Raw genomic sequence first — 26,076 nt, forward strand, 5'->3', positions numbered from 1 at the left:
CGGGATCACATCCGGAAGACGCCGAAGCCGTCGGCGCCCTTCACCGGTGCGTTGTGGATCGCCGACAGGCAGAGCCCCAGGACGGTACGGGTGTCCCGGGGGTCGATCACCCCGTCGTCGTAGAGCCGGCCGGACAGGAACAGCGCCCCCGACTGCGACTCGATCTGCTGCTCGACCATCATCCGCATCGCCGCGTCGGAGTCCTCGTCGTAGTCCCGGCCCCGGGCGGCGGCGGCCTGCCGGGCGACGATCGACAGCACCCCGGCCAACTGCGCCGGACCCATCACCGCCGACTTCGCGTTCGGCCAGGTGAACAGGAACCTCGGTTCGTACGCCCGGCCGCACATGCCGTAGTTGCCGGCCCCGTACGAGGCACCCAGGTTGACCGTCAGGTGCGGCACCGTCGAGTTCGCCACCGCGTTGATCATCAGGGCGCCGTGCTTGATGATGCCGCGCTGCTCGTACTCGGTGCCGACCATGTAGCCGGTGGTGTTCTGGAGGAAGACCAGCGGGGTGTCGGCGGCGTTGGCGAGCTGGATGAACTGGGCCGCCTTCTGCGCCTCCGCGCTGAACAGCACCCCCCGGGCGTTCGCCAGCACCCCCACCGGGTAGCCGTGCAGCTCGCCCCAGCCGGTGACCAGCGCGGTGCCGTACGCCGGCTTGAACTCGTCGAACTCGCTGCCGTCGAGGACCCGGGCCAGCACCTCACGCGGGTCGAACGGCACCTTCAGGTCGGCGCTGACGATGCCCAGCAGCTCCTCCGGGTCGTACCTCGGCGTTCGGGGTGCCGGGTCTCGCGGCGGTGGACCCTGCTTGCGCCAGTTGAACCGGCGTACGCACCGCCGGGCCAACCGGATGCCGTCCCGCTCGTCCTCGGCGAGCTGGTCGGCGAGGCCGGACGTGCCGGCGTGCATCGCCGCGCCGCCGAGCGACTCGTCGTCGGTGACCTCGCCGGTGGCCATCTTCACCAGCGGCGGCCCGGCCAGGTAGACCTGCGACCGGTCCCGGATCATGATCACGTGGTCGGACATCCCCGGCACGTACGCGCCACCGGCGGTGGCGTTGCCGAAGACCACGCTGACCGTGGGGATCCCGGCGGCGGAGAGCCGGGTCAGGTCGCGGAACACCCGACCGCCCGGAATGAAGATCTCCGCCTGGGTGGGCAGGTCCGCCCCGGCGCTCTCCACCAGGTTGACCATCGGCAGCCGGTTCGCCAGGGCGATCTCGCCGGCCCGCCGGGTCTTCGCCAGCGACCACGGGTTCACCGCGCCACCGCGTACCGTCGGATCGTTCGCGACGACCAGGCACTCGACGCCCTCGACGACGCCGATGCCGGTGACCACGCTCGCCCCGACCGGGAAGTCGCTGCCGTACCCGGCGACCGGCGACAACTCCAGGAACGGGCTGTCCCGGTCCAGCAGCAGCTCGATCCGCTCCCGGGGCAGCAGCTTGCCGCGCCGGTGGTGCCGGGCCACGTACTTCTCGCCGCCGCCGGCCCGCGCCTGGTCGAGCGCGGCGTCCAACTCGGCCAGCCGTTCCCGCAGCGCCTCCCGGTTGGCCACGAAGGCCGGCGCGGCCGGATCGACCGCACTCTCCAGTGTCGTCATAGACCCAGGCCCTTCGCGATGATCTCGTTCATGATCTCGGTGGTGCCGCCGCCGATGCCGAGGATGCGGGCGTCCCGGTAGTGCCGCTCCACCTCGGCGTCGCGCAGGTAGCCGAAGCCGCCGTGCAGTTGCAGCGCGGCGTCGACCACCTGGTCGCAGGCGGCCACCGCGACGTTCTTCGCCATCGCCACCTCGGTCACCACCGGCTCGCCGGCCGCCACCCGGGCGGCCACCTGGTGCACGTACGCGCGGGCCGCCTCGGCGCGGGTGTGCATCTCGGCCAGCCGGTGCCGGACCAGTTGCCGGCTGGCCAGCGGACGACCGAACGTGGACCGGTCCCGGCACCACCGGGTCGACAGCTCCACGCAGCGTTGCGCCGTCGCGTACGCCTGGGTGGCCAGGGAGAGCCGCTCGGCGGCGAAGCCCTGCATGATCGCCAGGAAGCCGGTGTCCTCCTCGCCGATCCGGTTGCCCACCGGCACCCGCACGTCCACGAAGGACAACTCGGCGGTGTCCGAGCAGTGCCAGCCGAGCTTGTCCAGCTTCCGGCCGACGGTGAACCCGGGGGTGTCCTTGTCGATCACCAGCAGGTGCAGCGACCCGCTGCCGGGGAAGTCGCCGCAGACCGCGGTGGTGACGAAGTCGGCGCGTACCCCGCTGGTCACGTACGTCTTCGACCCGTTCACCAGATAGTGGTCGCCGTCGCGGCGGGCGGTGGTGCGGATCGCGGCGACGTCGGAGCCGGCGTCCGGTTCGGTGATCGCCAGCGCGCCGATCAGCTCGCCCGCCAGCGTCGGCCGGACGTACCGGTTGACCAGGGGATCGTCGGCGGCGGACCGGCGGGCGGCGAGCCGGCCACCGAGCGTGCCGCCGGTCCGCCCGCCGGCCGCCGCGACGATGTGCGGCAGCGCGATACCGTGCGTGAACAGGGCCGCGACCAGCCCGGACGAGCCGCCGGAGCGGATGATCTCCTCGGTGACCACGATCGAGTCGAGCAGGTCGCCGCCGCTGCCGCCGACCGACTCGGGGAAGCCGACGCCGAGCAGGCCGAGCTTCGCGGCGGTGGCGTGCAGCGCGCGCGGCACCTCGCCGGCCCGTTCCCAGTCGGCCAGGTGCGGCAGCACCTCCCGGGTGACGAAGGCCCTGGTCAACTCCCGTAACTGCCGCCGCTCCGGGGTGTCCACGATGGTCACCGGTCCGCCTCCCCGGCTGCCGGCGGTCCGGGGGTGAGGGCGGCGGGCAGGTCGACGATGCGGGAGCGGAGCAGTTCGCCGAGCGCCTTGGCCTGCGGGTCGAACCGGGTGGAGGCGGCCACCCCCGGCCCGAGCAGTCCCCGGATCACGAAGTTGACCGCCCGCAGGTTCGGCAGCTCGTACCGCTCGACGGTCGACGCGGCCGTCTCCGGCAGCAGCTCGGCCAGCCGGTCGACGGTCAGCCACCCGCGCAGCCACTCCCAGGTCGCGTCGGTACGCGCCCAGACGCCGAGGTTGGCGTCGCCCCCCTTGTCGCCCGACCGCGCCCCGACCAGCTCACCCAATGGCCCCCGCCGGGTCGGCCCGGCCATCGGGGTCGGGCCCGCCGTGCCGGGCGTCGGACCGGCCACGGCCGGTGCCACCGTCCGTGGCGGCGGGGGAACCGGCAGCCGGGTGCCGTCGGGCAGGACTGCCACGTGCGGCACGTCGGCCTGGGGCACCGCGTCGGCGGTGAAGACCCCGTACGGGATGGCGTCGCCGGGCAGGGTGGTCAGGGTGCAGCCGGGGTAGGAGGCGAGGGCCAGTTCCACCGCCGCCGCCGAGAACGCCCGCCCGGCCCGCGCTCGGTCACCGTCACGCAGGTGTACGTGCAGCAGCGCGCTCGCCGTCTCGGTGTCGACCGCGTCGACATGGTCGGTACGGGCCAGCGTGAACTCCAGCCCGTCCGCACCGACCGCCGCCTCGATCTGCCCCCGGACCAGGGCGGCCTTGGCCGGGACGTCCAACCCGCAGAGTACGAACGTCATCGCGTTGCGGAAGCCGCCCAGGTTGTTGACGCCCACCTTGAGGGTGTCCGGCGGTGGGGTGCCCCGGACCCCGTCCACCCGGACCCGGTCCGGCCCGTCCGGGCGCAGCCTCACCGTGTCCAGCCGGGTCACCACGTCCGGGCCGAGGTAGTCGGGGCCGCCCACCTCGTACACCAGTTGGGCGGTGACCGTTTCGACGGTGACCGCGCCGCCGGTGCCGGGGTGCTTGGTGAGCACCGACGAGCCGTCCGGGTGGATCTCGGCGATCGGGAAGCCGGGCCGGTGCCCGCCGTCGGGCAGCTCGGTGAAGAAGCTGAAGTTGCCGCCGGTGACCTGCGCCCCGCACTCGATCAGGTGCCCGGCGACGGTCGCCCCGGCCAGCGCGTCCAGGTCGTCCCGCCCCCAGCCGAACCGGGCGATGGCCGGCCCGACCGCCAGCGAGGCGTCGGTGACCCGGCCGGTGACCACCACGTCCGCCCCGGCGTCGAGGCAGGCGGCGATGCCGAACGCGCCGAGGTAGGCGTTGGCGGTGAGCGCGTCCGGCCGGGCCAGGGCGTCACCCTCGACGTGGGCGACCCGGACGGCGAGGCCGAGCCGGTCGGCGAGCGCGCCGATCGCGGCGGCCAGCCCGGCCGGGTTCAACCCGCCCGCGTTGGTGACGATCCGTACCCCCCGGTCGAGGGCGGTGCCGAGACACCCTTCGAGCTGGCGGAGGAAGGTCTTCGCATAGCCGAGACCGGGGTCGCGCAGCCGGTCCCGGCCGAGGATCAGCATGGTCAGCTCGGCCAGGTAGTCGCCGGTCAGCACGTCCAGCTCGCCGCCGTCGAGCATCTCCCGCCAGGCGGTGGACCGGTCGCCGTAGAAGCCGGAGGCGTTGCCGACCCGCAGCACCCCGGTCACCGGACGGCCGTCCCGGCCGCGCTCGCGCGGATCGTCCGGCCGGGGGCCGGCCGCGCGCACGCCTCGGCGGACGGCGCATCGGGCTGGTCGGACTCGTCGGTCGGATCGACGAGCGGTGCGGTCGGGTCGACCATGGTGCCTCCGGTCGGGTGGGCCGGTGAGTACGGGTCAGGTCGGGTCGGCGTCGTGGGGCTGATCCGGTGCCGTCCCGGGGGGGAGCAGGGTGGCGAGCTGGTGTTTCCAGGTGCGCAGCAGCGCGGTGCGCCGGGCCGAGTCGTCGTTGAGCAGGTTGGCCACGCCGAGCCCGCGCAGCAGGTCGAGGGTGGCCTGCACGGCCTCGCGGACGCCGGGGCGGCGCTCGTCCACGTCGAGCAGCGCCACGGTGAGCCGGTGCATCTCCCGACCGACCCGCGCCTCCAGCGGCACCAGCGCGTCGCGCAGCTCCGGGTCGGTGCGGGCGGCCACCCACAGCTCCAGCGCGGCGACGAAGAGCGGCCCGGTGAAGGCGACGCCGAGCAGGTCGACCACGCGGTCGAGGCGCTGTGGCCCGGCCGGCAACGCCTCGGCCTCGACGCGTAGCTCCTCGGCGCGTCGCTCGGCGAGGTGGGCGACGGCGGCGGTGACCAGGGCCGCCTTGGTGGGGTAGTGGTGCAGTTGGGCGCCCCGGGAGACACCGGCGTGGGCGGCGACCACGGTCGTGGTGGTGCCCGACCAGCCGTACCGCACCAGGCAGTCGACAGTCGCCTCCAGCAGTCGGGCCTGGGTGGCGCGGCTGCGTTCCTGCTGCGGGACGCGGGTCGACGGGGTGGACACGGGAACAGCGTGCCGTCGCCGAAACAAACAGTCAAGCCTGCCTTTTTTCTGCTCCGGGGTGACCCCGGCCGGTGCCGCCGGTCCGTGCCGGTCGCTGGTCCGGCGCCGGTCGCCGGTCAGCGGCCGTCGCGCGGGGCGAAGGCGGTGAGCGCGTCGAGGTCGCTGTGCCGGGAGCGCAGGTACTCGTCCGCCCAGGCGGCGGCGTCCGGGTAGGCCGATTCGGCGGCGACCCGGGCACAGGCCGCGTCGACGTCGAACCCCGTACGGCGCAGCTGCACCCCCGGACCGAGCAGCGCCCAGTACGCCCCCGGCCCGCCGTACGGCATGCCCACGCTGCCCGGATTGACCACCAGCCGGCGGTCGACCAGCCGGGTGAACGGCATGTGGGTGTGCCCGCAGACCACGGTGCGCACCTGCGGGGGCAGCCCGGCGAACACCTCGGCCCAGCGGGCCGGCCGGGAGTCGACGAGCACCACCTCCTCGTCGTCGCGGGGCGTGGCGTGGCAGAAGAGCACCGGGCCGAGGCCGGCGACCGGGAGGGTGAGCGTCAGTGGCAGCGCGCCCAGCAGGGCCACCTGGTCGGCCCGGAGCTGGTCGGCCGCCCAGTTCGAGACGTCGTGCTCCGACGGGTGGCCGGCGCGGGCCTGCACCAGCTCCCGGTCGGCGTTGCCGCGTATCCAGCGGACCCGGTCACCCAGCCCGGTCAGCAGGTCCAGCACCTCGACCGGCTGCGGGCCGGCCGCCACGTCACCGGTGACCACGATCAGGTCGGCGGCGGCCACCTCCGGCTCGGCCAGCACCACCTCCAGCGCGGGCAACGCGCCATGGACGTCGGAGAGCACCGCTACACGTTCCAGCACCGGTCCAGGGTCGCGCCCGGCGGAGCGGGTTGTCGAGGGATTCTGCGCCGGGCAGAGCGGGCCGTCGCCGACCGGTCGACCGGGGCGGGTGGAACCGGGCCGGAATGCCGACGAGCCAGGGCCGCCGGCGGGGGCGGTCCTGGCTCGGACGGTGAGGCGGTGCCGGTCAGACCCGGGCGCGGCGGGCGAGGCGCTCCGGGTCGAGGATGATGATGCTCTTGCCGTCCAGCCGCAGCCAGCCCCGCGAGGCGAAGTCGGCGAGCGCCTTGTTGACCGTCTCCCGGGAGGCGCCGACGAGCTGGGCGATCTCCTCCTGGGTCAGGTCGTGGGTCACCCGCAGCACGCCGCCGTCGCGGGTGCCGAACCGGCCGGCCATCTGGAGCAGGTTCTTGGCGACCCGGCCCGGTACATCTGTGAAGATCAGGTCGGCCAGCGAGTCGTTCGTCCGGCGCAGCCTGCGGGCGAGCACCCGCAACAGCTGCTCGGCGATCTCGGGCCGGTTGTTCAGCCAGGGCCGCAGCGCCTGCTTGCGCAGCCGGACCAGGCGGGTGTCGGTGACCGCGGTGGCGGTGGCCGTACGCGGGCCGGGGTCGAAGAGCGACAGCTCACCGACCATGTCCGACGGGCCCATCACCGCGATCAGGTTCTGCCGGCCGTCGGCTGCCCGCCGCCCGACCTTGATCTTGCCTGACAGGAGGATGTAGAGACTGTCGCCGGGCTCGCCCTCGTTGAACACGATCTCGCCCTTGCGGACGTCGATCGTCTCCATCTCCTTGGCGAGCGCCTCGGCAGCCTCCGGGTCCACACCCTGGAAGATCCCGCTGCGGGCCAGTACCTCGTCCATCGCGCACCTCCGGTTGCGCGTTGCCGTCCCTCGGCCGGGTCCGCCGTCCGCTGATCCCTCGCGCGCCGCCAAGTCTAGGCGCATGTGAGGACGAATCAGAGCTGCACCCCTGGAATCTTGATCGTTGGGCGTAACCTCGCCGACGCGGTCGGGCACTATGATCGTCCGCCCGAACCACCTGGTCACCGGGTCGGCCATCGCCGGTCGTAGGGTGTCCGGGTGCTGAGCGACCCGGTGCTGACCCACCGCCCCGAGGACGGGTGGGACATTCCGGTGCTCGTGTGGCGGGCCGACGTCCCGCTGCGGGCGGTCAGCTCCGGCCCGCTCGGTGGCGGCGTCGGCCCGCGCAACTGGGTGGTCAACGCGACCGTGCCGATGTCGTACCACCGGGACGACCCGGCGGCCCACCTGGCCGCGCTCGCCGACCGGTTCGACCTCGACGGGCCCGGGGTCGGCCTGCTCACCGGCGTCGACGTCGCCGAGGTGGTGACCCGGACCGACACCGGGGTCCGGGCCTGGGCCACCGTCGGCCTCGGCACCCCCCTGTGGGCCGCCGCCCCCGACCCCGCCCACGCCCCGGCGCAGCGGGTGGGCACGGTCAACATCGTGGTGTACGTGCCGACGGCGCTCAGCGACGCCGCACTGGTGAACGCCGTGGCCACCGCCACCGAGGCGAAGTGCCAGGCGATCGGGGAACTGGGCCTGCCGGGCACCGGCACGCCCACCGACGCGGTCACCGTGCTCTGCCCGATGGGCGACCCGGTCGAGCCCTACGGCGGACCCCGGTCGACCTGGGGCGCGCCGCTCGCCCGCGCCGTCCATGCGGCCGTGCGGGACGGCGGCGCGGTGCCCTGCGTCCCGTGGTCGCAGCGGCGGACGGGCTGAACTTCCGTCCGATCGGCCCGTCGTCGGTCGATTCGCCACCCGGTAGCGTCGCGGGCGATGTACTCTGCCGCCTTCCTCCAGCCCCGTCCCCGCCGCCGCGTCGCGCTCGCCTGCGGTGCGCTGCTCACCGTGCTCCTCGCCGGCTGCGGCCAGTCGTCCGACAGCCCGGACCCGGTCTGGCGGCCGGGCGGCGGCGGTGGCACCACCGGTTCCCCGGTGCCGACCACCGGGGCGGCCGACAAGACCGAGGCGATCACCCTGTCGGCGACCGGGGACATCGTCATGGGGATGGCCCCGTCCCGGCTGCCCGCCAACGGCGGCAAGGGCTTCTTCGACGAGGTCAAGGGCGCGCTCAAGGCCGACCTCGTGATGGGCAACCTGGAGGAGCCGCTCACCACCGACACCGGCACCGGCAAGTGCGGCGCGAACTCCAGCAACTGCTACCAGTTCCGGGTGCCGCCGGAGTACGCCTCCCATCTCAAGGACGCCGGGTTCCAACTGCTCAACCAGGCCAACAACCACGGCTACGACTTCGGCCCGCAGGGCTACGAGAACACCCAGCAGGCACTGGAGAAGCACGGCCTCAAGCACACCGGCGCACCCGACCAGATCACCGTGGTCGAGGTCGAGGGGGTGAAGGTCGCGGTGGCCGGCTTCTCGTCGTACCCGTGGTCCAACAGCCTGGTCGACATCGACGCCGCCAAGGGGGTCGTCGAGAAGGCCGCCACGATGGCCGACCTGGTCGTGGTGCAGGTGCACATGGGCGGCGAGGGGTCGGACAAGACCCGGGTCCGCCCCGGCACCGAGATGTTCCTCGGCGAGAACCGGGGTGATCCGGTGAAGTTCTCCCACGCCATGATCGACGCAGGGGCCGACCTGATCGTCGGGCACGGCCCGCACGTGCTGCGCGGGATGGAGTTCTACCAGGGCCGGCTGATCGCGTACAGCCTGGGCAACTTCGCCGGTGGCGCCCGGTCGCTCAACCCGACCGGCCGGCTCGGCTGGGGCGGGGTGCTGAAGGTGTCGCTCAAGCCCGACGGCAGCTTCGCCGGTGGCTCGTTCACCTCCACCCGGATGAGTTCGGTGGGCAAGCCGGGGATGGACCCCGCCGGGCAGGGGCTCGGCCTGGTCAAGCAGCTCAGCACCAACGACTTCCCGCGTACCGCCGCCCGGTTCGACGGCAAGGGGAAGATCAGCCCGCCCGACGCCGGCTGACCGGGGGCGTGCTCCGGCGGCCCGTCGGGGCGGCGACGTAGGCTGGCCGGCGTGACCATCAGCTCTCCCGGCCGGGTCGAAACGGAACTCGGCCGTACCCGGCGCGCCCGGCGGATCGGCCGGGCGCTGACCGAGGCGCACCCGGACGCCCACTGCGAACTCGACCACACCACCGCGTTGGAGCTGGCCGTCGCCACGATCCTCTCCGCGCAGTGCACCGACAAGAAGGTCAACGAGGTCACCCCGAAGCTGTTCGCCCGCTACCCGACGGCGGCCGACTACGCCGGGGCCGACCGGGGTGAGCTGGAGGAGCTGATCCGGCCGACCGGGTTCTACCGCAACAAGACCGACTCGCTGATCAAGCTCGGGCAGGCCCTGACCGAGCGGTACGACGGCCGGGTCCCCGGCCGGCTGACCGACCTGGTGACGCTGCCCGGGATCGGCCGCAAGACGGCCAACGTCATCCTGGGCAACGCCTTCGACGTCCCGGGGATCACCGTCGACACCCACTTCCAGCGGCTGGTGCAGCGGTGGGGGCTGACCATCCAGACCGATCCGGTCAAGATCGAACACGAGATCGGGGCGATGTTCCCGAAGCGGGAGTGGACCATGCTCTCCCACCGGATCATCTTCCACGGCCGGCGGGTCTGCCACGCCCGCAAGCCCGCCTGCGGGGCGTGCACCCTGACCCGGCTCTGCCCGTCGTACGGGCTCGGGCCGACCGAGCCGGCCGCCGCCGCCAAACTGCTCAAGGGCCCCCGCGCCCGGGACCTCGCGGTCGCCGCCGGGGTCGACCCGGAGCTGGTGCCGGCGCAGGCCGCCGCCGCGGAGGCACCGTGAAACCCCGGCTCGCCGCGCTGCTCGTCCCGGTGCTGCTGGCACTCGCCGGCTGCACCGCCACCACCGGCGGGGAGGACCCCGCCGCCGGCCCCACCCGCGCCGCCCGCCCGTCGCCGTTCGCCGACTGCGCCACCCTCACCACCGCGCCCGGCTCCACCCCCGCGCCGACCGGCTCCGCCGCCGCTGACGCCGGCAGCCCGCTGCCCGAACTGGTGCTCTCCTGCTTCACCGGCGGAGCCCCGGTGCAGCTGCGCGACATCCACGGCCCGGCCGTCATCAACGTGTGGGCCTCCTGGTGCCCGCCCTGCCGCAAGGAACTGCCGGCCTTCCAGCGGCTCAGCGTCCGCGCCGCCGGCCAGCTCCAGGTAATCGGGGTGAACAGCCGGGATAGCCGGGACGGCGCACAGGCCATCGGCGAGGACTTCGGCATCCGCTTCCCGGTCCTGTTCGACCAGGGCGAGGCCCTGCAACGGGAGCTGCGCCGCACGGCGGTGCCGCTGACCCTGCTGGTGGACGCGCAGGGGCGGATCAGGCACACCGACACCTCCGGCGCGCTCGACGACGCCCGCCTCGCCGACCTCGTCCGCCGGCACCTCGGCCTGGTGGTGCCCGCGTGAGGCCGACCGTCGGTGCCGGGTCGACCCGATGAACCGCCGTCCGCCGTCCTGGTTCGATCCGCTGCTGGGCCGGCTCGGCACCGCCCGGGCCGAGGACTTCACCCGGCTGACCACCCCCGAGCAGGGCGGCCGGGAGAGCGCGGTGCTGGTGCTGCTCGGCGAGGAACCCGGTGTCGGGCCCGACGTGCTGGTCCTGCAGCGGGCCGCCACCCTGCGCAACCACGCCGGCCAGCCGGCCTTCCCCGGCGGCGCGGCCGACCCGGGGGACGCCGATGCGCGGGCCACCGCGCTGCGCGAGGCCAACGAGGAGGTCGACCTCGACCCGGCCAGCGTGACCGTCCTCGCCGAACTGCCCAGGCTCTGGATCCCGGTCAGCGAGTTCGTGGTCACCCCGGTGCTGGCCTGGTGGCACAGCCCGCACCCGGTGCACCCCCGGGAACCGGCCGAGGTGGCGCACGTCGCCCGGCTGCCCGTCGCCGAACTGGTCGACCCGGCCAACCGGATGCTGGTCCGCCACCCCAGCGGCTGGACCGGCCCGGCGTTCTCCGTCCGGGGGATGCTGGTCTGGGGCTTCACCGCCGGGGTGCTCGCCGCGCTGCTGGAGATGGCCGGGTGGACCCGCCCGTGGCCCCGGTCGCGGGTGGTCGACCTGCCGCCGACCGGCGCCACCCCGGCCCCCTCCGCCGGCACCGACAGGGCCGACGAACTGGCCGGCCCGCTGACCTGACCGTCACGTTCCGCAGCCGCGACGCCGCACGGGTGTCCGGTGCACGTACCCTTGACCGGTGTCGGCCGTGGATCTCGTCCTGCTCCTGCTCATGCTCGTGTTCGCGATCAGCGGATACCGTCAGGGCTTCGTCATCGGGGCGCTGTCGTTCTCCGGGTTCTTCCTGGGCGCGCTCATCGGCCTTCAGCTCGGGCCGATGCTGGCCCGCCAGTTCATCGACAGCGGGACGCGGGTGCTGGTCAGCCTGGTCGCCGTCTTCGGGCTCGCCGTCCTCGGTCAGGCGTTGGCCGGCTGGCTCGGCTCCCACCTGCGCCGCACGATCACCAACGACGTCGCCAAGCGGGCCGACGACATCGGCGGCGCGTTCGTCTCGATCCTCGCGGTGATGCTGGTGGCCTGGCTGGTCGCCGTGCCGCTGGGTTCCTCGTCGCTGCCCTGGCTGGCCGCCTCGGTCAAGAACAGCGCGTTGCTGACCGTGGTGGACCGGGTCCTGCCCGACCAGGCCCAGGAGCTGTCCACGGCGCTGCGCGACACCGTGGACACCAACGGGTTCCCCGACGTCTTCAACGGGCTGGGGCGTACCTCGGCCCGGCAGGTCGCCCCGCCGGACCCGGCGCTGGCCGGCTCGCAGGTGGTGGCGAACAGCCAGCGGGCGGTGGTGAAGGTGCTCGGGTCCGCGCCGAGCTGCTCGCGCCGGATCGAGGGTTCCGGTTTCGTCTACGCCGACGACCGGGTGATGACCAACGCGCACGTCGTCGCCGGCACCCGCTCCGTCGCTGTCGAGCTGCGCGGCGAACGGTACGACGGCGTGGTCGTCGTCTACGACCCGGACCGGGACCTCGCCGTGCTGCACGTGCCGGGGCTGCCCGGTCCGTCCCTGCGCTTCGCCGCCGGGCAGGCCGGCAGCGGTGCGGATGCGATCGTGCTGGGCTTCCCGCTCGACGGCCCGTACGACGCCCGCCCGGCCCGCATCCGTGACGTCGACCGGATCGAGGGCCCGGACATCTACAACGCCAGCAAGGTCAACCGGGAGATCTACACCATCCGGGCGCTGGTCCGCAGCGGGAACTCCGGCGGGCCGCTGGTCTCCTCCAACGGGCTGGTGCTCGGGGTGATCTTCGCGGCGGCGGCGGACGACCCGAACACCGGCTTCGCGGTGACCGCCGAGGAGGCCCGGCCGGTGGCGCTGGCCGGCGCGGAGCGTACCCGGGGCGTGGGCACCGGCGACTGCACCTGAGCCCCCGGACGTGCCCCGACCGGCCGGGGCCGGGGTGCCGTTCCACCGGCGCGGTGGGGCGGGCGGGGGTCAGCCGCCGGCCGGCGCGGTGGCCGGGGCGTCACCGCCGGCCGGGGTGAGGCCGGGCAGCTTGGCCCGACCCCAGGTCAGCGACCTGTCGAGCACCGCCCGCGCCATGATCGCCACACAGGTGCCGCCGTTGACGAAGGACGCCACCACGTCGCTCGGGTGGTGCATCCCCCGGTACATCCGGGTCAGCGCCACCCCGACCGGGACCAGCACCAGCAGCGTCCACCAGGTCACCTTGCCGGCGGTGCTCCGGGCCCGCAGGGCCAGCAGCAGCGCGATGCCGACATAGAGGGCGACCGCCGCCGAGGTGTGCCCGGACGGGAAACTCGACGTCGGCGGCGAGACGTCCATGTGCTCCACCGCCGGCCGACGCCTGTCGATCGCCAGCGTGGTGAGCAGGAAGACCAGCGCCTGGGCGGACACCGCCGCGCACAGGAACAGCGGCTCCCGCCAGCGGTGCAGCACCAGCCGGAGCACCAGCGCCACCAGCACGGTGACCACCACGATCAACTGGGTGCTGGCCAGCGTGCTGAACACCAGCGAGACGTCGTTCCACCCCCCGGTCCGGTCGGCCGCCAGCTCGCGGTTGACCGCGTCCTCCACGGTGAACGGCCAGACGTCGTCGAGGACCCGGGTCACCAGCAGCCCGAGCAGGACCATGAACGAGAGCAGCAGGGTCACCGGAAGGAGCACCCGCTTGGCGACCTGCGCAGCGATGGCGGACATGGCCGCCCAGTACCCGGACCGGGAGGCCGCTACGCGTGCGGGTCGGTCAGCTCCGGTGCCACCCCGTCGACCGTGGCCCGGCCGGCCGGCAGCCCGACCCGCTCCCGCCAGGTACGGAACGCCGCCGCGGTGGCCGCCACCACCGCCACCCCCAGCAGGCAGCCGGCGAGCACGTCGCTGGCCCAGTGCACGCCCAGCGCCACCCGGCTCAGGCAGGTCACCCCGACCAGCAGCACGGCCACCGTCCACAGCGCCACCCGGGCCGCCGGACGACCCCGGGTGAACGGCAGGAACACCAGCAGCAGCACCCCCGCCGCGAGGGTCGCGTTCAGCGCGTGCCCGGACGGGAAGGAGTACCCGGCGGCCCGCGCCACCGGATCGAGCAGCTCCGGGCGGTCCCGGCCGACGAGGAGCTTCAGCACCGCCCCCAGCGCCCCGCCGGCGACCATCGTGGTGACCACCCAGAGCGCCAGCCGGCGGGCCCCGCGACGCCACAGCCACACCACCACGACCAGCGCGGCCACCCGCAGCGGCCCCGGCGAGGCCAGGTGCGTCCACGCCGTCATCGCCCGCACCCACAGCGGATGGTCGGCGGCGAACCGGTGCAGGGCGTCGGTGACCGCCGCGTCCAGGTCGTGCAGCGGCGGCCAGGCCCCGACCACCAGCACCGCCAGCAGCGAGAACGGCACCAGCACCAGGAACGCCGCCGCCGACGCCAGGGTCAGCCGCAACCCGAGCGAATGGTCCCGGTCCAGGCGGCGGTCCCGCCAGGACCGGCCCGACGGGGATACGGAGGTACGCCGACCGGAGGCACTCATGCGACCTGCTCTACCCACCCGGACCCACGATCAGGCCCGGTTAGTGACCCCGCAGCCGGAACCGGCGGACCATCATCGCGAACCCGGTGACCAGGGCCGCCACGACGGCGACACCCGTCCACAGCCGACGGGGGGCGTCCTCGTCGGCGCCACCGGCGGGCTGTGCCGTCCACCGGGTCTGCTGGCGGGGCGCGGTGAACCCGAGCGGGTCGCTGCCGGTGCCACCATCGCGGGCGTCCTCGGCGGAGCCGGGGGCCGGCCCGAACCCGACCACCCCGGGGGAGTCGTTGTCGTCCAGCGGGTTGTGGCCGATCAGCGGCACGTCGGCGGTGAGCGCGGCCACCGGGTCGACCAGGCCGTACCCGAAACGGTCGTCCCGGCCGACGGGCCCGATGTCCTTCGCGGTGCTCAGCAGCCGGTTCACCACGTCCCCGGCGGACATGTCCGGGTAGCGGGCGCGGACCAGGGCGGCGGTCGCCGTCACCAGCGGCGCGGCGAAGCTGGTGCCCTGCACGCCCCAGTAGTTGCTCGGCGGGCGGGCCCCGACCAGGCCGGTCGCCGGTGCGGTCAACGTGGTGGCGTGACCGGTGATCGAACCGGACCAGAGGTTCTCGCTGTCGCGTTCCAGACCGGCCACCGCGATCACGCCCGGCTCCCGGGCCGGGTACCAGACCTTCGAGGTGGTGGACGTGGCGACGTTGCCGGTGCAGGCCACCACCACCACGTCCCGGGCGAACGCGTAGTCCAGCGCGGCGGCCAGGGCCGGGCTGTCGCCGCTGCCGCCCAGGGACAGGTTGATCACCCGGGCGCCGTTGTCGACCGCCCAGCGCACGCCCTTGGCGACGATCATCGCGTCGTCGTACCGGTTCTCGTCGTCGAGCACCCGCACGGGCAGGATGCGTGCGTCCGGCGCGAGCCCGACCACGCCCCGCCGGTCGTCTCCCCGCCCGGCGATCAGGCTGGCCACCGTCGTGCCGTGCCCCACCGGGTCCGGCTCCTCACCGCCGCCCGGAGAGACCAGGTCCATGCCGGGCAGCACCTGACCGACCAGGTCGGGGTGGTTGCCGTCCACCCCGGAGTCGATCACCGCCACCGTGACGCCACGCCCGGTCGAGGTACGCCAGGCGGTGGCCGCGTTCAACTCGTCGAGCTGGAACTGGTCGTCGCGGACCCGGTCGGCACGCGCCTGGGCCGGGGCGAAGTCGGGCTCGGTCAGCGGACTGCCGGCCCGCGTCCCGACCAGGGTGGACGACGACGGGGGCGCGGCGGACGCGGGAGGCGGGGCCGTGCCGAGCACGGTGACGGTGGTCGCCGCGACACCGAGCAGCGCCCGCCCGGCGAACCGGTGCAGCGCCGTCGGGGAGCCCTGCCGAACCCTGGTCACATCGTCAGCCATTCGTCACGTGGGACACATGCTGCTCGGAGATTACCGGTTCCGGCTGCCGACACGGCACGTTCCGGCACACCAGGATCACGGTGGCGGAAGATGAGCCAGTTGAACGAGGCGGACACCCTCGCGTCGAGTGACCAGCCGACCACGCCCCGCCGGCAGCGGGCCGGGACGGACCGCGCCGACGAGCTGCCCCTCGTCGGGGCTGCCGCTCATCACCAGCCCGGCGGTGGACAACTCCCGCAGCCGCTGCACCACCGGCTCGTACTGGGACCGGCCCGCGCCACCACAGCGCCGGGCCAGCACCAGGTGCAGGCCGACGTCGCGGGCCTGGGGCAGGTGCTCCTCCAGCCCGCGCAGCGGGTTCGCCGGGCCGCTGGCCACCAGGTCGTAGTCGTCGACCAGGATGAACAACTCGGGACCGGACCACCAGGAACGGTCCCGCAACTGGGCCGGGGTGACCTCCGGGCCGGGTAGCCGGCCGCGCATGTAGCCGGCGACCGACTCGATCAGCTCGGTGGTGTGCGCCGCCGCCGTGCCGTACCCGATCAGGTGGTCGGTCTCGACCGTGCCGAGCAGGCTGCGCCGGTAGTCGACCAGGATCACCCGGGCCTGCTCCGGGGTGAACCGCGTGACGATCGAGGTGGCCAGCGCCCGCAGGAACGACGACTTGCCGCACTCGGCGTCGCCGAAGACCACGAAGTGCGGCTCGATGGCGAAGTCGAGCAGCACCGGGCGCAGGTCCGCCTCGGCGATCCCGACCGGGAACGCCAGCCCGGTGCCGGCGGTGGTGTCCAGGTCGGCGTAGGGCAGCACCGGGGGGAGCAGCCGCACCCGGGGGGCGGGCGGCCCCGACCAGGCCCCCGCGACCGCCTTGACCAGATCCGCCGTGTCCCCGCCGGTGAGCTGCGGCAGGGCGGTGAGGAAGTGCAGGCTCTGCGCGGTGATCCCCCGTCCCGGCTGCTCCGGCACGCCGGCCGCCGCCACCCGCTTCACCACCGAGTCGGACGGGTCACCCAGGCGCAGCTCCAACCGGGACCCGAACAGGTCCCGGATGCCGGGCCGGAAATCCAGCCAGCGCACGGCACTCGCCACCACGTGCACCCCGTACGACAGGCCCCGGGTGGCCAGGTCGGTGATCAGGGGTTCCAGGTCGTCGTACTCGCCGCGCAGGGTGGCCCAGCCGTCGACGACGAGGAACACGTCACCGAACGGGTCGACGGGGGGCTGACCGGCGACGGCCAGCTCCCGCCGCCGCTCGCGCCACGCCGCCACCGACTCCACGCCCAGCTCGGTGAAGCGGCGTTCCCGCTCGGCGAGCAGGGTGGCGATCTCCCCGACCGTACGCCGGACCACCGTCGGGTCGGCCCGGCCGGCGACCCCGCCCACGTGCGGCAGCTCCCGCAGCGCGGTCAACCCGCCGCCGCCGAAGTCCAGGCAGTAGACCTGCGCCTCGGCCGGCGTGTGGGTGAGCGCCAGCGCGCAGACCAGCGTCCGCAACGCGTGCGACTTGCCGCTCTGCGGCGCGCCGACCACGGCCACGTGCCCGGCCGCCCCGCCCAGCGCCAACCACAGCACGTCGCGGCGCTGCTCGTACGGCTTGTCGACCACCGCCACCGGCACCTGGAGGCCGCCGTGCAGCTCCGGGCTGGCGAAGCCCAGACCCCGGTCGGGGTCGACGCCGGGCGGGCCGAGCAGCTCGTCCAGGGTGGGCGCCCGGTCCAGCGGCGGCAGCCACACCTGGTGCGCCGGCGGCCCCTGCCCGGCCAACCGGCCGACCAGCGTGTCGAGCAGGCTTCCCGCCTCGTCCTCGACGACCGGTGGGGTGACCGGGGCGGCCGGCTCGGGCACCGGCACCAGATGGGTGGAGAAGGTGAGCAGCCGGGCCGCCCCACCGGCCCCGCCCCCGGCCGGGCCGCCGTGGCGTCGCAGCGGACCGGAGACGTACGCGGCCCGGAACCGGACCAGCGGGTCGGTGCCGGCGCGCAGGAAGCCGTGCCCGGGGGAGCGGGGCAGCTCGTGCGCGTCCGGCACCCCGAGCACCGTGCGGGACTCCAGCGCCGAGAAGGTCCGCAACCCGATCCGGTACGACAGGTGGGTGTCCAGCCCGCGCAGCCGCCCCTCCTCCAGCCGCTGGCTGGCCAGCAGCAGGTGCACGCCGAGTGAGCGGCCCAGCCGGCCGATCTGCACGAACAGGTCGATGAAGTCGGGCTTGGCGGACAGCAGCTCGGAGAACTCGTCGCAGACCAGCAGCAGCGACGGCAGCGGGGCCAGTGGCGCGCCGGCCGCCCGGGCCCGCTCGTAGTCACGCAGGCTGGCGAAGTTGCCGGCCCGGCGCAGCAGCTCCTGGCGGCGCATCAGCTCACCGTTGATGGCGTCCACCATCCGGTCGACAAGCGGCAGCGCGTCGACCAGGTTGGTGATCACGGCGGCGGTGTGCGGCAGCCGGTCGAAGGAGGCGAAGGTGGCCCCGCCCTTGAAGTCGACCAGGACGAAGTTGAGCTGCTCCGAGCTGTGCGTGGCGGCCAACGCCAGGACCAGGGTGCGCAGCAGCTCCGACTTGCCGGAGCCGGTTGCCCCGATCAGCAGCCCGTGCGGGCCCATCCCGTCCTGCGCCGACTCCTTGAGGTCCAGCTCGACCGCGCCGCCGTCCGGGCCGACCCCGATCGGCACCCGCAGCCGGTCCCGGGGCGAGCGGGGCAGCCAGCCCTGGTCGGCGGTGAACCCCTCCGGGTCGCCCAGCCCGAGCAGCTCGGGGAGGCCGGGTTCGGCCCCGGGGGCGGCCTCGGTGCCCCGGGCGACGGCGGCGAGCCGCAACGGGGCGAGCCGCCGGGCGACCGCCTCCGCGTCGACCACGTCCAGCCGGTCGGCGGTGCCCACCTCGGCGTGCCCCTCGGCCGACCAGGAGTGCAGCCGTCCGGCGCGCACCTCCAGCAGCAGGGCGAACCGGTCCAGCAGGCGCGGCGGCGGGGTGTCCAGGTCGAGCACGGTCACCGCGTCGATGCCGCCGTCGCCGGTCAGTTCGGTGGCGTCGGTCAGGTCACCGCCGTCGAGGAGCACCACCACGTGCGGGCCGTCGGTGGCCGGCCCGGCCGGGCTGAACCGGGACCGGCTGGCCAGCACGTCGCCGAGGAGCCGTTCCAGGTCGACGGCGGAGCTGGTGACCAGCCGGACGGGGCCCAGCGCGTCGACCCTGCTCGGGTGGTGGGCGTGCGGCAGCCACTTCACCCACTCCCAGTGCCGACGCCGTTCCGGGCCGGCGCAGACGGCGACGAGCAGCTCGTCGGGGGCGTGGAAGACGGCGAGCTGGACGAGCATCGCGCGGGCCAGCGCCTGCGCGTGGGGCGACCCGGTGCCGCTCTCCGCCGCGCCCCCGCCCGGCCCGACCGTGCCGCCCGGCTGCCCGCCCCGGACGAAGACCCGGGCGAAGCTGCGCAGCGACAGCGCCACCGGCAGGTCCGGCACCACCGAGTACGCGTCGAGGAAGCGCCGCAGCGCCCCCGCGGTCATCGGCTCCAGCTCCTCCAGCGGTCGGGTGACCGGCGGCACCAGCGGGGTGGCCAGCGTCTGCGGACCGACGGCGACCCGCACCACGCCGAAGTCCGGGTCGCCGGGGCGGCGTTCCCAGACCCGGTGACTGTCCACCGTCGACCAGAGCCGCTCCGGGTCGGGATGCCGGTAGTACAGCCCGGCCCGCTGCTGCCGGGCGGTCTGCCGGACCCGCCGTCGCAGGGTGGTCAGGTGCCGCAGGTACTCCCGGCGGGCGGCCATCATCTCCGACTTCCGCGGGCTGCCCGAGGCGCTGCCCCAGGAGGTCATCAGCATCGCCACCGAGGAGAGCCCGAACATCCCGCCCACCACGTACGAGTAGGCACCGCCACCGCGACCGAACATCATCGCCATCGCCACCGTGCCGCCCAGCATCGGCAGCACCATCAGCGCCTGCTGCCAGCGCCCGCCGGTGACCACCGGGATCTCCGGCGGACCCTCCACGGGCAGCTCGCCGACGGGGATCTCCGGGGCGGGCCGACGCGGTGGCCGCCTGATGACGACAGTGGACAAATCCACCTCCCTGTGGCGCTCGGTAACCCGAACCTGGCTCATCGTAGGTAAAGTGCGCGTCGTCCGTCAGCCGCCACCGCCTATCGATATGGAGTCCAGTCGATGACCATCGGGCTGGCCAGGGTCACCATCAGCGCGCCGGGGCGACGCGTCGACGTGGCCCTGCCGGAGCAGGTCCCCCTGGCCGAGCTGCTGCCCGAGGTGCTCCGGCACGCCGGGGAGGGGCTGGCCGACGACGGCGAGCGGCACGGCGGCTGGGTGCTGCGGCGTACCGACGGGGCGGTGCTGGTGACCGCGCAGCCGCTGCTGCCGCAGGGGGTACGCGACGGCGAGGTGCTGCACCTGGTGCCCGCCCACGACCAGTGGCCCGAACTGGAGTACGACGACGTGGTCGAGGCCATCGCCGACGGCGCGCGTCGCCGGGGGGCGGCCTGGTCGGCGGCGACGACCCGGGCGGCCGTGCTGGCCGGTGCGGGCGTCCCGCTCGCCGTGGGGCTGCTCGCCGTGCTGGCCGCCGGGCCGGGACAGCCCGCCGCCTGGCCCGCCGCGGGTGTGGTGGCGCTGCTGCTCACCCTCGCCGGCACCACCGCCTCCCGGGCGTGGGGTGACGGCCCCACCGGGGCCACCCTCGGCGGCTACGCCCTGCCGTACGCCGCCGCGGCGGGCGCGCTCGCGGTCAGCTCGGGCGACCCGGTGGGGGTGTTGCGGCCACTGCCCTGGCTCGGCGCACCCGAGCTGCTCGCCGGTGCGGTGGCGCTGCTCCTGACCGCCGTGCTGGGCCTGCTCGGCGTCGCCACCCGGCTGCGGGTCTTCGTGGCCGGTGCGACGGCGGGAGCGGTGGGCGGGCTCGCCGGTCTGGGCGGGCTGCTGCTCGACCCGGCCGGCACCGCCGCCGTGCTGCTCTGCGTCATGGTCTTCGTCCTGGGGGCGCTGCCGCTGCTGGCGATCCGGCTGGGCAAGGTACCGCTGCCACCGATCACCCTGCCGGCCGGCCCGACGGGTGGCCCGGACGGCGTACGGGACCTGCCGGACCGGGCCCGGGTGCATGCGGCGGTGGCCCGCAGCGAGGAGATGCTGACCGGGATGCTGCTCGGGCACGCGGTCGCGGTGGTGGCCGCCACGCTGGTGCTCGCCGCCGACGGTGGGCTCGCCGGGCGGGTGCTGGTGGCCGTCGGCGCGGGGGTGCTGCTGCTGCGGTCCCGGCTGTTCGTGGCCGTCCGGCACCGGGTACCCCCGGTCACGGCCGGCCTGGCCGGGTTCGCGGTGCTCGGGGCGGTGCTCGCCGGCCGGCCCGGTGTCCCCGGGCTGCTGGCGTTGAGCGGGGGCGGGCTGGTCGTCGCCCTACTCGCCGTCGCCGCCGGTACGACGTACGCCCGGCGGCCGGTCTCGCCGTACCTCGGTCGGGTGGCCGACCTGACCGACACGGCGCTGGTGGTGGCGGTGGTGCCGGTGGCCTGCGCGGTGCTGGACCTCTACGACGCGGCCCGGGGCCTGCTGGGTTGACCGCCGCCGACCGGGACCCGCGGCCGGCCGGGCGACGACGAAGGCCCGGACCGTCCGGTCCGGGCCGCTCGCGGTAAGCCGGTCAGTGCGCGGTGCCGCCCTGCGCCTCGGCGTCGCGGGCCCGCTGGTAGGACGCCAGCACCTCGGCCTCGGCCTCGACCCGGCCGACCCAGGTCGCGCCCTCGACCGACTTGCCCGGTTCGAGGTCCTTGTAGACCTCGAAGAAGTGCTGGATCTCCAGCCGGTCGAACTCGCCCAGGTGGTGGATGTCGCGCAGGTGCTCCTGACGCGGGTCCTCGTAGGGGACGCAGAGGACCTTGTCGTCGCCGCCCTTCTCGTCGGTCATCCGGAACATGCCGATGGTGCGGCAGCGGATCAGGCAGCCCGGGAAGGTCGGCTCGGGGACCAGCACCAGCGCGTCCAGCGGGTCGCCGTCCTCGCCGAGGGTGCCCTCGATGAAGCCGTAGTCGGCCGGGTACTGGGTCGACGTGAACAGGGTGCGGTCCAGCCGGATCCGGCCCGTCGCGTGGTCCACCTCGTACTTGTTGCGGTGACCCTTCGGGATCTCAACCGTGACGTCGAAATCCATCTCCCACGCTCCCTCGTCTGCCCACGCTGGCTGAACGGAACCACTGACGCCCGGTACGGATGAATGGCCACCCGTCGGCTCCGGACGCCGCATAGTCTTCGGACCGAAGTAGTGTCACCCAGGCGAGTTCGGCGGCGGGAGGAGGGGGTCGTGGGGAGGGAAGATTCACACTACCGCCCGGAGGGGGTTGACGGCCGGGGATCGGGCCGGTCCGTGACCGGCGGTGCCACCGGTCGGGTCTCGGTGCCCGACGCGAACGTCCCCCGTCGCCCCGAGTCGACGCCCGAACCGCCGGTCACCGGCCGGTCCGAGGAGCATCCGCCACCGCCGGCCTGGCGTCCACCGTCCGCGACCGAGGGCCGACCGGCCGTCGGGTCCGCCCCGGTGTCGCCCCCGTTCCCCCCGTCCGGTGCCGCCCCGGCGTCTGCCGCGCCGGCCGCTCCGGCGTCCGGCTCCGCGGCGGTCCCTCCGCACCGGGGCTCGGCCCCGGTCGCCACCCACCCGGTCGTGGCGTCGCCGCCGGCCCGTCCGGAGCCGTCGGCCCGTCCCGGCTCCGCGCCGCCGGACGGTGGCCCGCCACCGCCCGCCGGTCCACCTCGTCGGCGTCGGCGGTGGGTGCCGGCGCTGCTGGTCGTCGTGCTGCTGGTGGGTCTCGCCGGAGCGGCGGCGGTGCTCCGGCCGGGCCCGGTCGCCGGCTGGCTGGGCGGGGCGGACAGCACCCCGTCGCCCACCGCGCGACCGCCCGAGCCCGACCCGTCCCCGGTGCTCGCCGGCCCCGACGGCACCGCACCGGAGCCGACCCCGGCCGGGGTACGCGCCGCGGTGGAACCACTGACCACCGCCGCCGCCCTGGGCAGTCGGGTCAACGTGTCGGTGGCCGACGTCGTCACCGGCGAATCGCTGTACGCCAAGGGCGGCGACGACGCCACCGTGCCCGCCTCGGTCACCAAGCTCGCCACCGGGGTGACCGTGCTGAAGGCGCGGGGCCCCGGGCACCGGATCGCCACCCGGGCGGTGGCCGGGGCGAGCCCGGGCGAGGTGGTGCTGGTCGGCGGCGGCGACCCGACGCTGGCCGTGGACAAAAACGGCTTCTACCCCGGCGCGGCCCGCCTCGACGCGCTCGCCGCGCAGGTCAAGCAGGCCCTCGGCGGCACCGCCCCGACCCGGGTGGTGGTCGACTCCACGCTCTTCCCCGGCCCGGTCCACGGTCCCGGCTGGGATGCGGACATCCCGACCGGCGGATTCGGCGCGTCGATCACCGCGCTGATGACCGACGGCGCGCGCCGGGACCCGGTGGGGGCGCGGAAGAACTTCGCCGACAGCCACGGTGCGGCCACCCGGTACGCCGAGCCTGACCTGGCCGCCGGCCGTTCCTTCGCCCGGCTGCTCGGCCTGCCCCAGGGCGGGGTGGTCCGGGGCACCGCCCCGGCGGCCGGTGGCGCGACGGCGGCCGGCACGCCCGCGCCTGGCACCGAACTGGGCAAGGTCGAGTCGTTGCCGATGGTCCGGCTGGTCGACATCATGATCACCGACAGTGACAACGTGATCGCCGAGGCCCTGGCCCGCCAGGTCGCCCTGGCCCGCAACCAGCAGGCGTCCTTCGCCGGTGGCGCGGCGGCGATGGACGAGGTGATCGGCGAGCTGGGACTGCCGGCCGACGAGATCAGCCTCGCCGACGGCAGCGGGCTGTCCCGCAGCAACCGGATCAGCCCGTCGCTGCTCACCGACCTGATCGCGGTGGCCGGCAACGGCACCCACCCGGAGTTGACCGCGATCTTCGGCGGTCTCCCGGTGGCCGCCTGGTCGGGCACCCTCGGCACCCGCTACGAGTCGACGGAGACCGCCGCCGGAGCCGGCGTGGTCCGGGCCAAGACCGGCACCCTGACCGGGGTGCACGCCATCGCCGGCCTGGTCACCACCCGCGACGGCCGGCTGCTCACGTTCGCGGTGCTCACCGACCAGGCCCCGGCCGGCGACCCGGAGGTCACCCGGGCGGCACTGGACCGGATCGCCGGCGCGCTGGCCGGCTGCGGCTGCCGCTGAGCGGCGGCACCCGACCTGCCCCGGTGGGCGCGGACCGCCCGGGCCGGTGGGACGCGTCGGCCCCGCCGCCGGTGGCCCGGACGCGGGCAACCGGCCGGGGTGTCGCGGCGCGGGTACGGTGGGTGGCATGGCGCAGTTCGTGGACTGGGATCTGGCCGCCGCCACCGCTGGGGCGCTGAGCAAGTCGGGCCCCCGCGTGTCGTACGCGGAGGCGACCGGGGTGGTCGGCGATCTGCGCCGGCTCACCGACGAGGCGGCCGGGCACGTCGCCGACTACACGGGGCTGCGTCCGCAGGTGAGCCATCCGCCGGTGCGGGTGGTGGACCGGCGCGACTGGGCGGCCACCAACATCGCCGGCCTGCGTGAGGTGATCACGCCACTGGTCAGCCGGCTCTCCGGCGACAAGCCGCCCGGCGCGCTCACCGAGGCGGTCGGCTCCCGGCTCACCGGGGTGCAGGCCGGCACCGTGCTGGCCTACCTCTCCGGCCGGGTGCTCGGCCAGTACGAGGTCTTCTCGGCCGACCCGGGGCAGCTGCTGCTGGTCGCGCCGAACATCGTCGAGGTGGAACGCAAGCTCGGGGCCGACCCGCGCGACTTCCGGCTCTGGGTGTGCCTGCACGAGGTCACCCACCGCACCCAGTTCACCGCTGTGCCGTGGATGCGGGCGTACTTCCTCGGTGAGGTGCAGGCGTTCGTGGACGCCTCGCAGGGCACCGAGCACCTGGTCGAGCGGCTGCGCCGGGGGGTCTCCACCCTCTCCGACGCGGTCCGTGACCCGGACAGCCGCACCAGTGTGCTGGACATCGTGCAGACCCCGGCACAGCGGGCCGTGCTGGACCGGCTCACCGCGCTGATGACCCTGCTCGAGGGGCACGCCGAGTTCGTGATGGACGGCGTCGGCCCGCAGGTCATCCCCAGCGTGGAGCGGATCCGGGCGGGTTTCAACCGCCGCCGTGAGACGGGCAACCCGCTGGAGAAGGCGATCCGCCGGCTGCTCGGCGTGGACGTCAAGATGCGCCAGTACGCCGAGGGCCGCAAGTTCGTGCACGGCGTGGTCGAGCAGGTCGGCATGCCCGGCTTCAACAAGATCTTCGGTTCGCCGCTGACCCTGCCCCGGCTCGACGAGCTGGGCGACCCGGCAGCCTGGGTGGCCCGGGTGCACGGCCCGGCCGGCGCCACCCCGACCGCCGGCTGACCCGGTGGCCGGCCGGCCCAGCCCCGCCGACCTGCCGGTCGGGCTCCGTACCGCCGAGCCGGCCGAGGTCGGGCGGCGCGGCGTCGGTGTCTCTTCCGGGCCGTCGCCCGATCCGGCGGTGGCCGCCGTCCGGGTCGCGGTCCGTCGGGCGCTGGCCGGGCTGCCGCCCGCCGGGCCGGTGCTGGTGGCCTGCTCGGGTGGGGCGGACTCGCTGGCCCTCGCCGCCGCCACCGCGTTCGTGGCGTCCCGGCTCGGCCGGCCGGCCGGTCTGGTGACCGTCGACCACGGGTTGCAGGCCGGGTCGGCCGAGCGGGCCGCCGCCGTCGCCGGGTGGGCCGGGCGGGTCGGTTTCGATCCGGTCGAGGCGGTGCCGGTGACGGTGGCCGGCCGGCCCGGTGGCCCCGAGGCGGCCGCCCGGCAGGCCCGCTACCAGGCATTGACGGCGGCGGCCCGGCGGCACGGTGCGGTCGCCGTCCTGCTCGGGCACACCCGCGACGACCAGGCCGAGACGGTGCTGCTGGCGCTCGCCCGGGGGGCCGGCCCGCGCGGGCTGGCCGGGATGCCCGCCCGGCGGGAGTTGGCCGGGGTGCCGCTGCTGCGCCCTCTGCTCGACGTCACCCGGGCGCAGACCCGCGACGCGTGCGGGGCACTCGGCCTGACCCCCTGGCAGGATCCGCACAACACCGACCCGTCGTACGCCCGGGCCCGGGTCCGCGCCGACGCGCTGCCGGCGCTGGTCGCCGCGCTCGGCGACGGGGTCGTGGACAACCTGGCGCGTACCGCCCGGATGCTCGCCGCGGACACCGCCGCGCTGGACGACCTGGCCGCCGCCGCCCTCGGCGCCCCGCAGTCCCGGCCCGACGGCAGCCCGGGGGTACGCGACGGCGGCGGGCTGTCCGTGCCGGCGCTGGCCGGCCTCCCCGGGGCGGTACGCGGCCGGGTGCTGCACGCCTGGGCACGGGAGCTGGGGGCACCACCGGGTGCGCTGTCCCACCGGCACGTCGACGCGTTGGACGCCCTGGTCACCGCCTGGCGTGGGCAGGGCCCGACCGCCCTGCCGGGGGGCGTACGCGTCGGCCGTCGGGACGGCCGGCTGCTCCCCGTCGACCTGGGCGGGCCCGCTCCGGTGCGGTAGAC

Annotated in this window: 22 protein-coding genes; 10 read left to right on the forward strand and 12 right to left on the reverse strand. The window is 75.0% G+C overall.

Annotated elements, in window-relative coordinates; all coding sequences use genetic code 11:
• Positions 1-5: 5 nt before the first annotated feature.
• The 7 genes from ACN265_RS00555 to ACN265_RS00585 form a co-directional block, all read right to left on the reverse strand.
• Positions 6-1,607 carry an acyl-CoA carboxylase subunit beta gene (locus ACN265_RS00555; protein WP_421405714.1) on the reverse strand — a complete coding sequence of 534 codons (1,602 nt, stop codon included), beginning with the start codon at positions 1,605-1,607 and terminating at the stop codon, positions 6-8.
• Positions 1,604-2,800 (reverse strand): acyl-CoA dehydrogenase family protein, encoded by a 1,197-nt coding sequence (locus ACN265_RS00560; RefSeq protein WP_421405715.1) that lies wholly within the window; start codon positions 2,798-2,800, stop codon positions 1,604-1,606. The genes ACN265_RS00555 and ACN265_RS00560 overlap by 4 nt, the downstream gene beginning before the upstream one ends.
• A complete protein-coding gene (locus ACN265_RS00565) occupies positions 2,797-4,506 on the reverse strand; it encodes an acyclic terpene utilization AtuA family protein (RefSeq protein ID WP_421405716.1) in 1,710 nt (569 codons plus the stop codon). The genes ACN265_RS00560 and ACN265_RS00565 overlap by 4 nt, the downstream gene beginning before the upstream one ends.
• Positions 4,503-4,640 (reverse strand): hypothetical protein, encoded by a 138-nt coding sequence (locus ACN265_RS00570; protein ID WP_357932729.1) that lies wholly within the window; start codon positions 4,638-4,640, stop codon positions 4,503-4,505. Before ACN265_RS00570 ends, ACN265_RS00565 begins: the two co-directional genes overlap by 4 nt.
• A 34-nt stretch (positions 4,641-4,674) precedes the next feature.
• Entirely contained in the window at positions 4,675-5,319 is a 645-nt protein-coding gene (locus ACN265_RS00575; protein WP_421405717.1) for a TetR/AcrR family transcriptional regulator, read from the reverse strand.
• A gap of 116 nt (positions 5,320-5,435) precedes the next feature.
• On the reverse strand, positions 5,436-6,179 hold the full coding sequence (locus ACN265_RS00580; RefSeq protein WP_421405718.1) for a metallophosphoesterase family protein: 744 nt from the start codon (positions 6,177-6,179) through the stop codon (positions 5,436-5,438).
• A gap of 166 nt (positions 6,180-6,345) precedes the next feature.
• Complete coding sequence (locus tag ACN265_RS00585; protein WP_067306583.1) at positions 6,346-7,023, reverse strand: Crp/Fnr family transcriptional regulator; 678 nt, start codon at positions 7,021-7,023, stop codon at positions 6,346-6,348.
• 219 nt (positions 7,024-7,242) lie between these two features.
• On the opposite strand from ACN265_RS00585, the gene ACN265_RS00590 reads away from it, so the two are divergent.
• Genes ACN265_RS00590 through ACN265_RS00615 form a run of 6 tightly spaced genes read left to right on the forward strand, consistent with a single transcriptional unit; the run spans position 7,243 to position 12,544 of the window.
• Entirely contained in the window at positions 7,243-7,908 is a 666-nt protein-coding gene (locus ACN265_RS00590; protein WP_421405720.1) for an adenosylcobinamide amidohydrolase, read from the forward strand.
• A gap of 57 nt (positions 7,909-7,965) precedes the next feature.
• On the forward strand, positions 7,966-9,123 hold the full coding sequence (locus ACN265_RS00595; protein WP_421405721.1) for a CapA family protein: 1,158 nt from the start codon (positions 7,966-7,968) through the stop codon (positions 9,121-9,123).
• A gap of 51 nt (positions 9,124-9,174) precedes the next feature.
• Positions 9,175-9,963, forward strand: coding sequence for an endonuclease III (nth, locus tag ACN265_RS00600; protein WP_204927064.1), 789 nt, complete (start codon positions 9,175-9,177; stop codon positions 9,961-9,963).
• Positions 9,960-10,580 (forward strand): TlpA family protein disulfide reductase, encoded by a 621-nt coding sequence (locus ACN265_RS00605; RefSeq protein WP_421405722.1) that lies wholly within the window; start codon positions 9,960-9,962, stop codon positions 10,578-10,580. The genes nth and ACN265_RS00605 overlap by 4 nt, the downstream gene beginning before the upstream one ends.
• A 28-nt stretch (positions 10,581-10,608) precedes the next feature.
• Positions 10,609-11,307, forward strand: coding sequence for an NUDIX hydrolase (locus ACN265_RS00610; protein WP_204927066.1), 699 nt, complete (start codon positions 10,609-10,611; stop codon positions 11,305-11,307).
• 58 nt (positions 11,308-11,365) lie between these two features.
• Positions 11,366-12,544: a MarP family serine protease gene (locus tag ACN265_RS00615; protein ID WP_088643850.1), complete on the forward strand. Its 1,179-nt coding sequence runs from the start codon at positions 11,366-11,368 to the stop codon at positions 12,542-12,544.
• A 69-nt stretch (positions 12,545-12,613) separates the two neighbouring features.
• Here ACN265_RS00615 and ACN265_RS00620 read toward each other — a convergent pair whose 3' ends face one another.
• From ACN265_RS00620 to eccCa, 4 genes are all read right to left on the reverse strand, one after another.
• The gene (locus ACN265_RS00620; protein ID WP_420115278.1) at positions 12,614-13,339 is read right to left on the reverse strand and encodes a phosphatase PAP2 family protein; all 726 of its coding nucleotides are present in this window, start codon (positions 13,337-13,339) and stop codon (positions 12,614-12,616) included.
• 29 nt (positions 13,340-13,368) lie between these two features.
• Positions 13,369-14,157: a phosphatase PAP2 family protein gene (locus ACN265_RS00625; RefSeq protein WP_420115279.1), complete on the reverse strand. Its 789-nt coding sequence runs from the start codon at positions 14,155-14,157 to the stop codon at positions 13,369-13,371.
• A gap of 40 nt (positions 14,158-14,197) precedes the next feature.
• A complete protein-coding gene (gene mycP, locus ACN265_RS00630; RefSeq protein ID WP_421405724.1) occupies positions 14,198-15,553 on the reverse strand; it encodes a type VII secretion-associated serine protease mycosin in 1,356 nt (451 codons plus the stop codon).
• 75 nt (positions 15,554-15,628) lie between these two features.
• Positions 15,629-19,609, reverse strand: coding sequence for a type VII secretion protein EccCa (eccCa, locus tag ACN265_RS00635; protein WP_421405725.1), 3,981 nt, complete (start codon positions 19,607-19,609; stop codon positions 15,629-15,631).
• 102 nt (positions 19,610-19,711) lie between these two features.
• Here eccCa and eccD point away from each other — a divergent pair, with 102 nt between their 5' ends.
• Positions 19,712-21,112 carry a type VII secretion integral membrane protein EccD gene (gene eccD / locus ACN265_RS00640; protein WP_421405726.1) on the forward strand — a complete coding sequence of 467 codons (1,401 nt, stop codon included), beginning with the start codon at positions 19,712-19,714 and terminating at the stop codon, positions 21,110-21,112.
• Positions 21,113-21,194: 82 nt separating this feature from the next.
• On the opposite strand, the gene ACN265_RS00645 is transcribed toward eccD, so the two are convergent.
• Positions 21,195-21,701, reverse strand: a complete 507-nt coding sequence (locus ACN265_RS00645) for an inorganic diphosphatase (RefSeq protein ID WP_204927072.1) — start codon at positions 21,699-21,701, stop codon at positions 21,195-21,197.
• A gap of 615 nt (positions 21,702-22,316) precedes the next feature.
• On the opposite strand from ACN265_RS00645, the gene dacB reads away from it, so the two are divergent.
• The 3 genes from dacB to tilS all read left to right on the forward strand — a co-directional run bounded on the left by dacB (position 22,317) and on the right by tilS (position 26,074).
• Positions 22,317-23,744, forward strand: coding sequence for a D-alanyl-D-alanine carboxypeptidase/D-alanyl-D-alanine endopeptidase (dacB, locus tag ACN265_RS00650; RefSeq protein WP_421411284.1), 1,428 nt, complete (start codon positions 22,317-22,319; stop codon positions 23,742-23,744).
• Between the two features lie 127 nt (positions 23,745-23,871).
• Positions 23,872-24,939 carry a zinc-dependent metalloprotease gene (locus ACN265_RS00655; protein WP_204927074.1) on the forward strand — a complete coding sequence of 356 codons (1,068 nt, stop codon included), beginning with the start codon at positions 23,872-23,874 and terminating at the stop codon, positions 24,937-24,939.
• Positions 24,940-25,057: 118 nt separating this feature from the next.
• The gene (gene tilS / locus ACN265_RS00660) at positions 25,058-26,074 is read left to right on the forward strand and encodes a tRNA lysidine(34) synthetase TilS (protein WP_421411287.1); all 1,017 of its coding nucleotides are present in this window, start codon (positions 25,058-25,060) and stop codon (positions 26,072-26,074) included.
• Positions 26,075-26,076 lie beyond the last annotated feature (2 nt).

It is taken from the genome of Micromonospora sp. WMMD730, assembly GCF_049178955.1.
Classification (GTDB): domain Bacteria; phylum Actinomycetota; class Actinomycetes; order Mycobacteriales; family Micromonosporaceae; genus Micromonospora; species Micromonospora wenchangensis.